The organism is Micromonospora sp. NPDC023956 (genome assembly GCF_040639195.1).
GTDB lineage: Bacteria > Actinomycetota > Actinomycetes > Mycobacteriales > Micromonosporaceae > Micromonospora.
Map to the genome: position 1 here is coordinate 111275 of NZ_JBEZZN010000018.1, position 15309 is coordinate 126583.

At 74.3% G+C, this 15309-nt stretch carries 5 protein-coding genes; all 5 read left to right on the forward strand.

Going from position 1 to position 15309, the window contains the following annotated elements; all coding sequences use genetic code 11:
* Positions 1-3: 3 nt before the first annotated feature.
* The 5 genes from AB0F58_RS26535 to AB0F58_RS26555 are packed head-to-tail and all read left to right on the forward strand — an operon-like array spanning position 4 to position 15268.
* Positions 4-5478, forward strand: a complete 5475-nt coding sequence (locus tag AB0F58_RS26535; protein WP_357148333.1) for an SDR family NAD(P)-dependent oxidoreductase — start codon at positions 4-6, stop codon at positions 5476-5478.
* Positions 5479-5503: 25 nt separating this feature from the next.
* Positions 5504-6448 carry a TauD/TfdA family dioxygenase gene (locus AB0F58_RS26540; RefSeq protein WP_357148336.1) on the forward strand — a complete coding sequence of 315 codons (945 nt, stop codon included), beginning with the start codon at positions 5504-5506 and terminating at the stop codon, positions 6446-6448.
* On the forward strand, positions 6448-6636 hold the full coding sequence (locus tag AB0F58_RS26545; RefSeq protein ID WP_357148339.1) for an MbtH family protein: 189 nt from the start codon (positions 6448-6450) through the stop codon (positions 6634-6636). The genes AB0F58_RS26540 and AB0F58_RS26545 overlap by 1 nt, the downstream gene beginning before the upstream one ends.
* A 2-nt stretch (positions 6637-6638) precedes the next feature.
* Positions 6639-9758 carry an amino acid adenylation domain-containing protein gene (locus tag AB0F58_RS26550; RefSeq protein WP_357148342.1) on the forward strand — a complete coding sequence of 1040 codons (3120 nt, stop codon included), beginning with the start codon at positions 6639-6641 and terminating at the stop codon, positions 9756-9758.
* The gene (locus AB0F58_RS26555; protein WP_357148345.1) at positions 9755-15268 is read left to right on the forward strand and encodes an amino acid adenylation domain-containing protein; all 5514 of its coding nucleotides are present in this window, start codon (positions 9755-9757) and stop codon (positions 15266-15268) included. Before AB0F58_RS26550 ends, AB0F58_RS26555 begins: the two co-directional genes overlap by 4 nt.
* Positions 15269-15309: the final 41 nt, after the last annotated feature.

Below are 15309 nucleotides of genomic sequence, written 5' to 3' on the forward strand. Positions count from 1 at the left end.
CTCATGGACAATCCGCTCACATCCGCCCTTCCCGGCGAGGACGACGGCGTCGAGCCGATCGCGATCGTCGGCCTGGCCGCCCGCCTGCCCGGCGCGGCGGACGTGCACGAGTTCTGGCGCAACCTGGTCGACGGCGTGGAGTCGGTGACGACCTTCACCCGCGAGGAGCAGCTCGCCCGGGGCGCGACCGTCGACGAGGTCGACGACCCGAGCTGGGTGCCGAAGGCCCCGGTGCTGGAGGCGTTCGACGAGTTCGACGCCGGGCTCTTCGGCATGACCGCCCGGGAGACCGAGATCACCGACCCGCAGCACCGGATCTTCCTGGAGTCCTGCTACACCGCGTTGCAGGACGCCGGTTACGACCCGGCCCGTTACGAGGGCACGATCGGCGTCTACGCCGGCACCGGCGGCAACCTCTACCTGCAACGGCACGTGTCGAGGAACAAGCGGGTCGGCGGGGCGGTGCACGCGGCCGTCTCGGTGGCCACCGGCAACTCGCCGAACTACGTGGCGACGAACGTGTCGTACCGGCTGGACCTGCGCGGGCCGAGCCTGACCGTGCACACCGCCTGCTCCACCTCACTGGTCGCGTTCCACCTGGCCTGCGAGTCGCTGCGCAACGGCGAGTGCGACACGGCCCTGGCCGGCGGGGTCAACGTCGAACTGCCGCACGGCGTCGGCTTCATGGGCATGGAGGGCTTCACCTCGCCGGACGGGCGGTGCCGGCCGTTCGACGCGAGCGCCAACGGCACGGTGTGGGGCAGCGGTGTCGGGGTCACCGTCCTCAAGCGTCTCTCCGACGCCGTCGCCGACGGCGACACCATCCGCGCGGTGGTGCTCGGCAACGCGATCAACAACGACGGGGCCGGCAAGGTCGGCTTCACCGCGCCCAGCGTGGACGGGCAGATGGAGGCGGTCGCCCAGGCCGTCGCGCTGGCCGGCGTCGACCCGCGCACCATCAGCTACGTCGAGGCGCACGGCACCGGGACCGCGATGGGCGACCCGATCGAGGTCGCCGCCCTCTCCGCCGTCTACGGCCGGGACACCGACGAGCGCGGCTGGTGCGGCATCGGCTCGGTCAAGTCCAACATCGGCCACCTCAGCCAGCCCTCCGGCATCGTAAGCGTGATCAAGACGGTGCTGGCCATGGAGCACGGGCTGATCCCGCCGACCATCAACTACGACACCCCGAACCCGGCGATCGACTTCGCCGACACGCCGTTCTACGTGACCAACACCCTCACCAAGTGGGACGACGACGCCGGTCCGCGCCGGGCCGGGGTCAGCTCGTTCGGCATCGGCGGCACCAACGCCCACGTGGTGCTCCAGGAGGCCCCGGCGGCGTACCGGGCCGACCGGCGGACCCGCCCGGCCCACCTGCTGCACGTCTCGGCGAAGACCCCGACCGCGCTGGACACCGCCCTCGCCCGGCTCGCCGACCACCTGGCGCACACCACCGGCGGCGGCCCGGAACTGCTCGCCGACGTCGCGCACACCCTGCGCGTCGGCCGGCAGCAGTACGCCCACCGGGCCACCGTGGTCGCCACCGACCTGCCCGACGCGGTGACCGCCCTGCGGACCCCGCGCCGCCGGCAGGGCGGGGTGGCCGACGGCGCCCCGCCCCGGGTGGCGTTCCTCCTCTCCGGCCAGGGTGCCCAGTACGCGGGCATGGGCGCACAGCTGTACGCCGAGGAGCCGGCCTTCGCCGCCGTGGTGGACGAGTGCGCCGACCTGCTCCGCCCGGAGCTGGGCCTGGACCTGCGCGACCTGATCGTCGGCCGGGACCCGGCGGCGGCGGAGAAGCTCACCGAGACCCGGTACACCCAGCCGGCCCTGTTCGTCGTCGAGTACGCCCTGGCCCAGCTCTGGCAGCGCGCCGGGGTCCGGCCGGCGGCGATGATCGGCCACTCGATCGGCGAGTACGCCGCCGCCACCGTGGCCGGGGTGCTCACCCTCCCCGACGCGCTGCGCGTGGTCGCCGCCCGGGGCCGGCTGATGCAGTCGCTGCCCGCCGGCGCGATGCTCGCGGTCAGCCTGGACGAGTCGGTGGTCGCCGAGGACCTTCCCGAGGGGCTGGCCGTCGCCACCGTCAACGGCCCCGGCACCTGCGTGGTCGCCGGCCCCACCGAGGCGGTCGCCGCGTACGCCGAGACCCGGCGGGGCAAGTGCAAGCCGCTGCGCACCTCGCACGCCTTCCACTCGCCGATGATGGACCCGATCCTCGCCGAGTTCACCGCGCTGATGGCCACGGTGGAACTGCGCCGGCCGACCGTGCCGTTCCTGTCCAACGTGACCGGCACCTGGATCACCGACGCGCAGGCCACCGATCCGGCGTACTGGGCGGCGCACCTGCGCCAGCCGGTCCGCTTCGGCGCGTGCGTGGCCACCCTGCTCGCCGAGGGCCTCTGGTCGCTGGTGGAGTGCGGGCCCGGGAAGCAGCTGGCGAACCTGGCCCGGATGCAGGTCGCGAAGGCGTCGCCGGCGCAGCGGGCGCTCACCCCGCTGGGCAGCCTGCCGGGGCCGACCGAGGAGACCGGTGACCTGGCCACCTTCCTCGCCACCGCCGGCGCGCTCTGGTGCACCGGCGTCGGGGTGCGCCTCGACGGCGACCCGGCCGCCCGGCGGGTGCCGCTGCCGACGTACCCGTTCGAGCGGAGGCGCTACTGGATCGACGCGGACCCGGTGCAGCCGGCCGCCGAGGCGGAGCCCGCCGGCCCCCGGCCGCTGCCGGAGTGGTTCGCCGTCCCGGTGTGGCGGCAGGCCGCGCCGGAACCGCGCCGCGTACCGCTCGGTCGCTGCCTGGTGCTGGTGGACGGCCCGCGCGGGGAGGCGCTGGTCGCGGCGCTGCGGGCGACCGGGGCCGACCCGGTCGTGGTGCGCGCGGGGGCCGACTTCGCCGCCACCGCCGACGGCTTCCGGCTGCGGCCCGGCGTCCGCGCCGACCACGACGCGCTGGTCGCCGCGCTCGGTGCGGACCTGCCCGACCGGCTGGTGCACGCCCTCACCCTGGACGGCGAGCCGACCGGCACCGATCTCGCCGCCACCTCCGCCGCCCTGGACCGGGGCTTCTTCGACGCCCTGCACCTGGCGCAGGCGCTCGCCGGGGCCGGGTCGACCACCGAGGAGCACCCGCGCACCCTCGACCTGGTCACCGCCGGCATCGGCGACGTGACCGGCCCCGACCTGACCCGTCCGGAGCACGCCACCCTGGTCGGCCTGGCCCGGGTCCTCCCGGTCGAGCTGCCCGGGTTGACCGTGCGGCTGGTCGACGCGGACCCGGCGGCCGCCGACGTCACCGCGCTCGCCGCCGAGCTGTGCCGCCCGACCGGTGCGCCCACCGAGGTGGCGCTGCGCGGCACCCGCCGCTGGGTCACCGACCACGAGCAGGTCACCCTGGAAGCGGACGGGGCCGGCACGGTGCTCCGCGAGGGCGGCCGGTACCTCCTCACCGGCGGCCTCGGCGGCATCGGCATCACCCTGGCCGAGGACTTCGCCCGCCGGGCCCGCGCGAAGCTGGTGCTGCTGGCCCGTTCCGGCCTGCCGCCGCGTGCGGCGTGGGACGACCACCTCGCCGTGCACGGCGACGACCGGGCCGGCCGGGCGATCGCGGCGATCCGCCGGATGGAGGCGGCCGGCGCGCAGGTCCTCGTCCTCGCCGCCGACGTCACCGACCCGGCCGACCTGCGCCGGGTCCGGGCCGCCGCCGAGCAGGCGTACGGCGGGATCGACGGCATCGTGCACGCCGCCGGTCTGCCCGGCGGGGGCATGGCCGAGGTCAAGGAGCGGGCCGAGGCGGAGCGGGTGCTCGCCCCGAAGGTCGCCGGTACCCTCGCCCTGGCCCAGGTCTTCGGTGACCTGCCGCTGGACTTCGTGGTGCTCTGCTCGTCGATCACCGCCGTGGTCGGTGGCTTCGGCCAGGTCGACTACTGCGCGGCCAACAACGCCCTGGACGCCTACGCCCGCTCCGGGCTGGGCTGGCGCGCGCCGGTGCTGTCGCAGAACTGGGGCGGCTGGGCCGAGGTCGGCATGGCCGTCGAGACGACCGCCCCGGCCGGGTTCCGGGCGGTGGCCCGGGAGACGGTCACCAGCCCGGTCGACCACCCGGTGCTCACCACCCGGGTCACCGGAGCGACCGAGACCGTCCTGCACGGGCTGGTCTCCGCCGGTACCCACTGGATGCTCGACGAGCACCGCATCGGCGGGGTGCCGGTGGTGCCCGGCACCGCCCACCTGGAGTCGGTCCGCGCCGCCGTGGCCGCCGCGCTGCCCGCCCCGGGCGACGACGCCCTGGTGGAGCTGCGGGACGTGGTCTTCCTGGAGCCGTTCTCGGTGCCCGACGGCACGGTCGCGCAGTACCGGGTCGAGCTGACCGGCACCGACGAGGGGGTGGACTTCGCCGTCCGCAGCCTCGCCGCCGGTGAGTCGCGCACCCACGTCCGGGGCTCGGCCGGGTGGACCACCGAGCCCGCGCCGCCGGCCCGGGACCTGGCCGCGGTGACGGCGGCCTGCCGGCGGATCGACGACGACTCGTCCTTCGGACGGGGTCGCACCAGCATGCTCACCTTCGGTCCCCGGTGGCACTCGCTGCGCGAGCACCACCTCGGGGCCGGCGAGGAACTGGCCCGGATCGAGGCCCCGGCGGCGGTCCGGGACGACCTGTCCGCCTGGGGTCTGCACCCGGCGCTGCTGGACGTGGCGACCGCGTTCGGGCGGGGCCGGGGCTCCGGCACGTACCTGCCGCTGTCGTACGGGCGGATCGTGGTGCGCGGCCCGCTGCCGGCGACCTTCGTGAGCCAGTTGCGCCACCGCGACGCTGCCACCGACGAGGTGATCGCCGCCGACCTCTCCCTGCTCGACCCGGACGGCCGGGAGCTGGTCTCGATCAACGACTTCGTGCTGCGCCGGGTGGACCAGGGCGCGGTCACCGGCGGACTCGCCACGACGGCGCCGCTGGCGGCCGGGTCGGCCGCCAGCGGAGCGACCGAGGACATCCGCCCGGTCGACGGGGCGGAGGCGTTCCGCCGCAGCCTCGCCGCCGGTCTGGGCGCGCAGGTGGTCATCGCCACCCGCACGGTCGCCGACATCCGGCGCCGGGCCGCCCGGATGACCACCGACAGCCTCGCCGACGAGGCGGAGCCGACCACCGGCACGGCCGGCGTCGTCGCCGGTACGTCCGCCCCGCCCCGTACCGAACTGGAGGCGGTCATCGCGGCCGTCTGGCGGGACAACCTCGGGGTGGAGTCGGTCGGCGTGGACGACGACTTCTTCGCCCTCGGCGGCAACTCGCTGGTCGCGGTCCAGCTCATCGCGGCGATGCGCAAGGCCACCGGGGTCCGCCTGCCGATGCGCAGCCTCTTCGAGACACCCACCGTGGCGGGCCTGGCGGCCCGGATCGAGGAGCAGCGCGCGGCGGCCCCCGCCGAGGCACCGGCCGCCACGCCGACCATCCCGGCCATTCCCCGACTGCCCCGCGCCTGACGACGGGGAAAGGAGACCAGAGCACATGAGCGACACGATCGCCACGTTGCCGGTGGTCGTCGAGAACGACGGCACCCCGCTCACCGACCTGATCGACCGGCGGCGGGCGGAACTCCGCGCGACCCTGGTCGAGCACGGTGGACTGCTGTTCCGCGGCTTCGACGTCGGTGGGGTGGACGGCTTCGACCGGGTGGTCCGGGCGCTGGCCGGCGAGCCGCTGACCTACACCGAACGCTCCTCGCCCCGGCACGCCATCAAGGGAAAGGTCTACACCTCGACCGACTACCCGGCCGACGAGGAGATCTTCCTGCACAACGAGAACTCGTACCAGGCGCGCTGGCCGCTGACACTGTTCTTCTACTGCATCACCCCGCCGGCCACCCTCGGCGCGACGCCCCTGGCGGATGTGCGCCGGGTGTACGAGCTGATCGACCCGACGGTCCGGGAGGAGTTCGTCCGGCGGCGCTGGATGCTGGTCCGCAACTTCCACGCCGACTTCGGCACGCCGTGGCAGCACGTGTTCAACACCGACGACCGGGCCGAGGTCGAGGCGTACGCGGTGGCGAACCGGATCGGGCTGGAGTGGATCGGCGCGGACGGGCTGCGCACCCGGTCGGTGCGGGACGTGGTGCACCACCGGCCCGGCTCCGACACCCCCCGCTGGTTCAACCACGCGACCTTCTTCCACGTCAGCACGCTCGCCAAGGACCTCCAGGAGGGGCTGCGGGAACTCTTCGGCCCGGACGGTCTTCCCTCGAACACCTACTACGGCGACGGGGCGGAGATCCCCACCGATGTCCTGGACCACCTACGCGAGGCGTATCGTGCCGCCAGCGTCCGTTTCGACTACCAGCGCGACGACGTGCTGGTGGTGGACAACATGACCGCCGCGCACGGCCGGGAGCCGTTCACCGGCCCCCGCAAGATCGCCGTCGCCATGGCCGAACCGCACACCCCTGGAGAGCAGTGATGTCCGACCCCCGTTTCCTGGTCGTCCGTAACGACGAGGAGCAGTACTCGATCTGGGCGGCCGACCGGGAACTCCCCGCGGGCTGGCAGGACGCCGGCTTCGCCGGCACCCGCGAGGAGTGCCTGGCCCACATCGACACGGTCTGGACGGACATGCGTCCCCGTTCGGTGCGTGAGGCACTGTCGTGACCGTGAAGGAGTGGACCTTCCCGGCGTCGTACGCCCAGGAGCGGGTCTGGATCGCCAACCAGCTCGACGCCGGCTCCCCGGTCTACAACGTCTCCCTGCTGTGGACGTTCCCGGCCGGACTCACCGCCGAGCAGGCCAGCGCGGTCTTCGGCGCGGTGGTGGCGCGGCACGAGGCGCTCCGCACGCACCTGCGGGTCGACGACGGGACGCTGACCCAGGTCGTCCGCGCCGCCGAGCCGGTCGACCTCGATCTGGTCGACCTGCGCGACCTGCCGGAGCAGCAGCGGCGACCCCGCTTCGACGACCTGCTCGCCGAGCTGGCCCGCACGCCCATCCCGATGGACGTCGGGCCGCTGTGGCGGGCCCGGCTGGTCCGGATGGCGGACGACCGGGTGGTCCTTCAGGGCGTGGTGCACCACGTGGTCTTCGACAGCCGGTCCGCGGTGATCCTCACCGAGGAGCTGGCCGCGCTGGCCCGCGCCGCGCTCGGCGGCACCAGCGTCGACCTGCCCGAGCTGGCCATCCAGTACGCCGACTTCGCGGTCTGGCAGCGCGAACAGCTCACCGGCGCGGAACTGGACGGGCAGCTCGCCTTCTGGCGGGACCGGCTGGCCGGCGCACCGGCGGCGACCACCCTGCCGCTGGACCGGCCCCGCCCCGCCGAGCTGGGCTACGCCGGGGACGAGGTGCACTTCGCCCTGCCCGACGGGCTGCTGGACCGGGTCGCCCGGCTGGCCGCCGCGTCGGCGGCCACCCCGTTCATGGTGCTGCTCGCCGCCTTCACCGCCCTGCTGCACCGGATCTCCGGCGACGACGACCTGGTCGTCGGGGTCTCCACCGCCGGCCGGGACAACCCGGAGCTGGCTCCGGTGATCGGCATGTTCGTCAACCCGGTGGCGCTGCGCTGCGACCTGACCGGCGATCCGACCTTCACCGACCTGGTCGGCCGGACCCGGAACGCGCTGGTCGACGCGATGGAGCACGGCCAGACGCCGTTCCAGGCCATCGTCGGGGCCCTCGCCCCGCAGCGCGACCCGTCGACGCAACCGCTGTTCCAGACCGCGTTCAACTTCATCCCGGACTCCGGGCTGGACCCGGTCGCCCTCGGCACCACCAAGGACGACCTGGCCTTCGACATCACCACCACGACCAGCCGGCTGCTCTACCGCACCGCGCTGTTCGACCGGTCCACCGCCGAGACGGTGGTGGCCCGCTACGTCCGGCTGCTCGACGCCGCCGTGGCCGGGCCCGGCAGTCGGGTCTCCGCCCTGCCGCTGCTCGACGACGCCGAGCGGGAACGGGTGCTGCGCACCTGGAACGACACCGCCCGGGACGTCCCGGCGGCCACCCTGGTCGCCGAGATCGAGCGGCAGGTCGCCGCCACCCCGGCCGCCACCGCCCTGGTCGACGGGGAGATCCGGCTGACCTACGCGGAGTGCAACGCCCGCGCCAACCGGCTGGCCCGGCTTCTGGTGTCCCGCGGCGTCGGGCCGGGGGACCTGGTCGCCCTGGCGCTGCCCCGCTCGGCGGAGCTGCTGGTGGCGATCCTCGCGGTGCTGAAATCCGGTGCGGCGTACCTGCCGGTGGACACCGGGTACCCGGCCGGGCGGATCGCGTACCTGCTGGAGGACGCGGCACCGGCGCTGGTGCTCGCCACCGCCGACACCGCCGCGCTGGTCCCGGCCGGCGCGCTGGTGCTCGACCGGGCGCTGCCCGCCGACCTGGCCGACGCCGACCTGACCGACGCGGAGCGGACCGCGCCGCTGCGTCCCGCGCACCCGGCCTACGTGCTCTACACCTCCGGCTCCACCGGCCGCCCCAAGGGCGTGGTGGTGGAGCACCGGGCGGTGCACGCGTACCTGGCCTGGGCCCGGGACACGTATCCGGGGCTGGCCGGCACCGCGCTGCTGCACTCGCCGGTCTCCTTCGACCTGACCGTCACCGGTCTGCTCGGCCCGCTGACGGCGGGCGGCACGGTCCGGCTGGCCGGGATCGACGAGGCCGCCGCGCGGGCCGGTGGGCCGCCGGCCTTCCTCAAGGTCACCCCGAGCCACCTGCCGCTGCTCGACGCCGCCCTGTCGCCCACCGGTGACCTGGTCGTCGGCGGCGAGGCGCTCACCGGCGAACAGCTCGCCGCCTGGCGCGCCGGGCACCCGGACGTCGCCGTGGTCAACGAGTACGGCCCGACCGAGGCGACCGTGGGCTGCGTGGCGGCCCGGATCGCCCCCGGCGAGCCGGTGCCGGCCGGGCCGGTGCCGATCGGCCGGCCCACCTGGAACATGCGCGCCTACCTGCTCGACGCGGGGCTGCACCCGGTGCCGCCGGGCGTGGTCGGCGAGCTGTACGTCGCCGGGACCCAGCTCGCCCGGGGCTACCTGCGCCGGCCGGGTCTGACCGCCGAGCGCTTCCTGCCCTGCCCGTTCGGCGCGCCGGGGGAGCGGATGTACCACACCGGCGACCTGGCCCGCTGGCGGGCCGACGGGACGCTGGAGTACCTCGGCCGGCGCGACCACCAGGTCAAGGTGCGGGGCATGCGGATCGAGCTGGGTGAGATCGAGTCGACCCTGCTCGCCTGCCCCGGTGTCCGCGAGGCCGTGGTCGCCGTCCGCACCGACACGGGGGAGCCGACCCTGGTCGGGTACCTGGTCGGCACCGCCGCCGAGGCGGACGTGGCGGCCGAGGCGGCCCGGCAGCTCCCCGCGCACCTGGTGCCGGCGGCGTTCGTCACACTCGACGCGCTGCCGCTGACCCCCAACGGCAAGCTGGACACCGCCGCGCTGCCCGCCCCGGCGGCGCCGGCGGCGGGGCCGTCGCACGTCGCCCCGCGCACCGACGCGGAGGCACTGGTCGCGGAGGTCTTCGCCGCGATCCTCGGGGTGGAGGAGGTCGGTGCGTTCGACGACTTCTTCGCCCTCGGCGGCAACTCGTTGCGCGGCATGCGGGCGATGTCCCGGATCCGTGCCGAGGTCGACGTGGACCTGCCGATGCGTGCCCTGTTCAGCACCCCGGTCGTCGCCGACCTGGCCATCCAGATCGAGGCGCTGATCGCCGCCGAGGTCGACGAACTCTCCGCAGACGAGGTCGCCGCGCTGCTCGCGGCGGAAGAGGGAAGCCCCACATGACGGACCTGAAGGACGCCGCGACACGCGACGCCGCCCGGCAGGCGCTCATCGCGTCCCGGCTCCGCAAGCGTCGCGCCGCTCCGGCGGCCGGGATCACCCCCCGGCCGCCGGAGGCGACGGTGCCGCTGTCGTACGCCCAGGAGCGGGTCTGGTTCATGGACCAGCTCGCCCCGGGCGAGGCGGCGTACCACATCGCGGTGCCGCTGCGGGTGCGCGGCCCGCTCGACGTGCCGGCCCTGCGGGCGGCGCTGGACGCGCTGGCCGACCGGCACGAGTCGCTGCGCACCCGTTTCCCGGCCGACGCCGACGGCCGCCCGACGGTGCTGGTCGCCGAGCGTGTCGAGGTGCCGTTGACCATCGTGGACGCCCCGGACGAGGCCGCCGCGCAGGAGTTGGTCGACCGGGCCGCCACCGAGCCGTTCGACCTGGCGGACGGGCCCCTGCTGCGGGCCCTGCTGATCCGGCTGGCCGACGACGACCACGTGCTCTTCCTCGGCAAGCACCACATCGTCGGCGACGGCTGGTCGGTCGACGTGCTGCTGCGCGACCTGATCACCCTCTACCGGGGCGGCGAGCTGCCCACCCTGCCGATCCAGTACGGCGACTTCGCGGTCTGGGAGGCCCGGCAGCTCGACGGCCCGCAGGCGCGGGGGCACGTCGACTACTGGAAGCAGCGGCTGGCCGGGATCACCCCGCTGGAGCTGCCGCTGGACCTGCCCCGGCCGGCCACCCAGACCTACCACGGCGACTTCGTGGAGTTCACCGTCGACCGGGAGGTCACCGACGCGCTGGACGCGCTGACCCGGGACGCGGGCGGCACCCTGTTCATGACGCTGCTCGCCGCGTACCAGGTCTTCCTGTCCCGGCACGCCAACCAGGACGACTTCGCCGTCGGCGCGTCGGTGGCCGGCCGCTCCGCCCCGGAGCTGGAGGACCTGGTCGGCATGTTCATCAACATGCTGCCGCTCCGCGCCGAATTGGCCGGTGACCCCACCTTCACCGAGCTGCTGGACCGCACCCGCCGCGCGGTGCTCGACGGCTTCGAGCACGCCGAGGTGCCGTTCGCCCGGGTCGTGCAGGAGATGGGTCTGCCCCGGGACGTCAGCCGGTCCCCGGTGTTCCAGTCGATGTTCGTCCTCCAGAACTACGAGATGGGCCGGTTCCGGTCCACCGCCGACGACGCCGAGGTCACCTTCGAGTGGCAGCCGATGGAGCTGCGCGCCACCCGGTTCGACTTCGAGCTGCACGTGGTGGAGGTCGCCTCCGGGCTGTGGGGGAAGCTGGTCTTCAACACCGACCTGTTCACCCGGGCCACCGTCGAGCGGATGACCGCCCGGTTCACCACCCTGCTCCGGTCGGTGGTGGCCGCCCCGGACACCCGGATCTCCGCGCTGGAGCTGGTCGAGCCGGTCGAACGGGCCCTGCTGGCCGGCTGGAACGCCACCACCGCCGACTTCCCCGCCACGGCCACCCTGCACGGGCTGGTCGAGGCGCAGGTGGCCCGCACCCCGACCGCCCCGGCGGTGACCTTCGAGGGGCGCACCTGGTCGTACGCGGAGCTGAACGCGGCGGCCAACCGGATCGCCCACCGGCTGCGCGCGGCCGGCGTCGGCCCGGAGACCCTGGTCGGGATCTGCGCGGAACGCTCCTTCGAGCTGGTCGCCGGCCTGCTCGGCGTGCTGAAGGCCGGCGGGGCGTACCTCCCCCTCGACCCGGAGTACCCGGCCGACCGGCTGGCCTTCATGGTCACCGACGCGGACGCCCCGGTGGTGCTGGTCCAGGAGCACCTGCGCGACGTGCTGCCGGCCACCGCCGCCACCGTCCTCGCCCTCGACGACGACACCGTCTGGGCCGACCAGCCGACCGACGACCCGACGGCCACCGCCGCCCCGGGCAACCTCGCGTACGTCATCTACACCTCCGGCTCCACCGGCCGCCCGAAGGGCGTACCGAACACCCACCGGGGCATCGTCAACCGGCTGGACTGGATGCAGCGGACGTACCGCCTCGACGGCGACGACGCGGTGCTCCAGAAGACCCCGGCCAGCTTCGACGTGTCGGTGTGGGAGTTCTTCTGGCCGTTGCAGACCGGGGCGCGGCTGGTGCTGGCGAAGCCCGGCGGGCAGAAGGACGCCGGCTACCTGCGCGACCTGCTGGTCGCCGAGCGGATCACCACCGCCCACTTCGTCCCGTCGATGCTGACCGTCTTCCTCGCCGAGGACGGGATCGAGGCGGCCACCGCGCTGCGCCGGGTGATCTGCTCCGGCGAGGAGCTGCCGCTGGCCGCCGCGGTCGAGTTCACCACCCGGCTGCCCAGGTGCGGCCTGCACAACCTGTACGGCCCCACCGAGGCGGCCATCGACGTCAGTGCCTGGCCCTGCGAACCGGCCGCGCTGGCCGGGCTGACCGGCGTGCCGATCGGGGCCCCGATCGCCAACCTGCGACTGCACGTGCTCGACCCGGCGGGGGACGAGTGCCCGGTCGGGGTCGCCGGTGAGCTGCACATCGGCGGGGTGGGCCTGGCCCGGGGCTACCACCGGCGGCCGGCGCTGACCGCCGAACGCTTCGTGCCCGACCCGTTCTCCGGCCAGCCGGGGGCCCGGCTCTACCGCACCGGCGACCTGGCCCGCTGGCGGGTCCAACCGGACGGCAGCGGGGTGATCGAGTTCCTCGGCCGGATCGACCACCAGGTCAAACTGCGCGGGCTGCGGATCGAACTGGGCGAGATCGAGAGCGCGCTGCGCGACCAGCCGGGGGTGACCGAGGCGGCGGTGATCGTCCGCGAGGACACCCCGGGCGACAAGCGGCTGGTCGCGTACCTGGTCGGGGCGGCCGAGCCGGCGGCGCTGAAGGTGGCGCTCAAGGAGCGCCTGCCCGAGTACATGGTGCCGAACTCCTTCGTCACCCTGGACGCCCTCCCGCTGAGCCCGAACGGCAAGCTGGACCGCAGGGCGCTGCCCGCCCCGGTGGTCAGCCGGGAGGCGTCGGTCGCCCTGGTCGAGCCGCGCGACGACACCGAACGGCTGCTCGCCGGCATCTGGACGGAGGTGCTCGGCGTCCCCACGCTCGGCATCGACGACGACTTCTTCGACCTGGGCGGGCACTCCATGCTCGCCACCCAGGTGGTCGCGCGGATCCGCAAGGCGGACCTGGACACCAGTCCGGTCGGCGTGATGGACCTGTTCCAGCAGCGCACCATCCGGGACCTGGCCGCCTTCATGACCGGGGGGCCGGAGTCCGGCGGCCCGCGCCGGCTCCTCTACGAGCTGACCAAGCCGATCCCGGCCGCCCAGCGGACCCTCACCTACGTCTGCGTCCCGTACGGCGGCGGCAGCGCCATCGTCTACCAGCCCCTCGCCGACGCCCTGCCGGCCGGGCACGCCCTCTGGTCGCTGGCGATCCCCGGCCACGACGTCGGGCTGGACGAGGCGGCGCTGCCCTTCGACGAGCTGACCACCCGGGTCGCCGAGGAGATCCTGGAACGGATCGAGGGGCCGGTCGCGCTCTACGGCCACTGCGGGGTGGGCAGCGCGATCGTCGCCGACGTGGCCCGCAAGGTGGAGGCCGCCGGCCGGGAGCTGACCGCCCTCTACATCGGGGCGATGTTCCCGTTCGCCCGGCCGAAGGGACCCCTGGCCGCGATCCGTACCCGGTTGGAGAAGCTGCGCAGCAACCGGCACTACGCGAGCTGGCTCAAGTCGATGGGTGTGGACACCGACGAGCTGGACCCGGAGCAGGCCGACCGGATCCTGAGCAACATGCGGGCCGACTCGCGCGCCTCGGAGGAGTACTTCACCGGACTGCTCGACCGGCGGGCGGCGAAGCTGCGTGCCCCGATCGTGTCGGTGGTCGGCTCCGAGGACCCGGTCACCGACTACTACACCGAGCGGTACGCCGAGTGGCAGTTCCTCAGCGACACCGTCGGCCTGGTCGTGCTGGACCAGGCCGGGCACTTCTTCCTCAAGTACCGGGCGGACGAACTGGCCGAGGTGGTCACCACCACGCACCGGGCGATCTCCGCGGGGGACACCGGCGCCCTGGAGCCCGCCGCCCGGGGTGAGGACGCCGCCTGGACGTTGCGCGACTGGCAGCGGGCCGGGGTGGACGACCGGCGGCCGGCCGACGGGGTCCGGCCGAGCATGGCCCGCTTCCTGGCGGTCACCGTGGGGCAGGTCGTCTCCACCACCGGCAGCGCGCTGACCGCGTTCGCCCTGCCGATCTGGCTGTTCACCGAGACCGGGTCGGTGACCAACCTCGGGCTGCTGTGGGCGTTGGCGCTGCTCTGCGGGGTGCTGGTGCTGCCGGTGGCCGGCGCGGTGACCGACCGGGTCAACCGCCGCCGGATCATGATGATCGCCAGTTCCTCGGCGGGGACGGTGCAGGTGGTGCTGGCCGCCCTGCTCTGGAGCGGCAACCTCGTCCTCTGGCACATCTACCTGCTGGTGGCGCTGAGCCAGGTGGCCGCGGCGTTCCAGCGGATCGCGTACCAGTCGTCGGTGCCGCAGCTGGTGCCGAAGCGCTACCTGGGGCACGCGATGGGCGTCGTGCAGCTCTCCAACGGCTTCGCACTGCTGATGATGCCGGTCTTCGCCGCCGGCCTGCTCGCCGCGATCGAGTTGAAGGGCATCCTCCTGATCGACGTGGCCAGCTACGTGGTGGCGGTGGCGACCCTGGCCGTGATCCGCTTCCCGGACCTGCTCGGCTGGCGTCCCCGGGAGCGGCTGCTGACCGCCATCGCCAACGGCCTGCGCTACTCGTGGAACCACCGGGGCTTCCGGCTGATGCTCGGCTACTTCGCGCTGGGCAACATCTTCCTCGCTCCGGCGCTGGTGCTGGTCACCCCGCTGGTGCTGTCGTTCGCCACCGCCACCGAGGTCGCCCAGGTGGCCCTCGCGGAGGCGCTCGGCGCGATCGCCGGTGGGGTGCTGATGTCGCTGTGGGGCGGCCCCCGGCGTCGCCGGATGATCGGGGTGCTGGTCGGTAACCTCGGCACCGCCGTCGGCTGCGTGCTCATCGGGCTGGACCCGTCGGTGGCGATGATCGCGGTGGGCGCGTTCTGGCTGGCCATGTCGATGACCACCGCGCAGAGCATCTACGCGACGATCGTCCAGGTGAAGGTGCCGCAGCGGTACCACGGCCGGGTGTTCAGCCTGAACCAGACCATCTCCTGGTCGACCCTGCCGATCGGCTTCGCGCTGGTGGCTCCGGCCGCGACCGCCTGGTTCGGCCCGATGCTCGCCCCGGACGGCGCGCTCGCCGGGTCGGTGGGCGCGGTGATCGGCACCGGCGAGGGCCGGGGCATCGCCTTCACCTACGTGGTCTGCGGGGCGGCGCTGGTCCTGGTGACCCTGGGCGGTTTCGCCATCCGGCTGCTGCGCCGCTTCGACGTCGAGGTGGCGGACTCGCTGCCGGACGATCTGATCGGGGCACAGGAGCGGGAACGCCGCCGCGCCGAGCGGGCCCGTGCGGCCGGCCAGCAGGACGAGGAGCGGGTACCGGTCGCCGTCTAGGCGCCGGCGACGGCGAACCCCCGGCACGCGAGCGGCGTGCC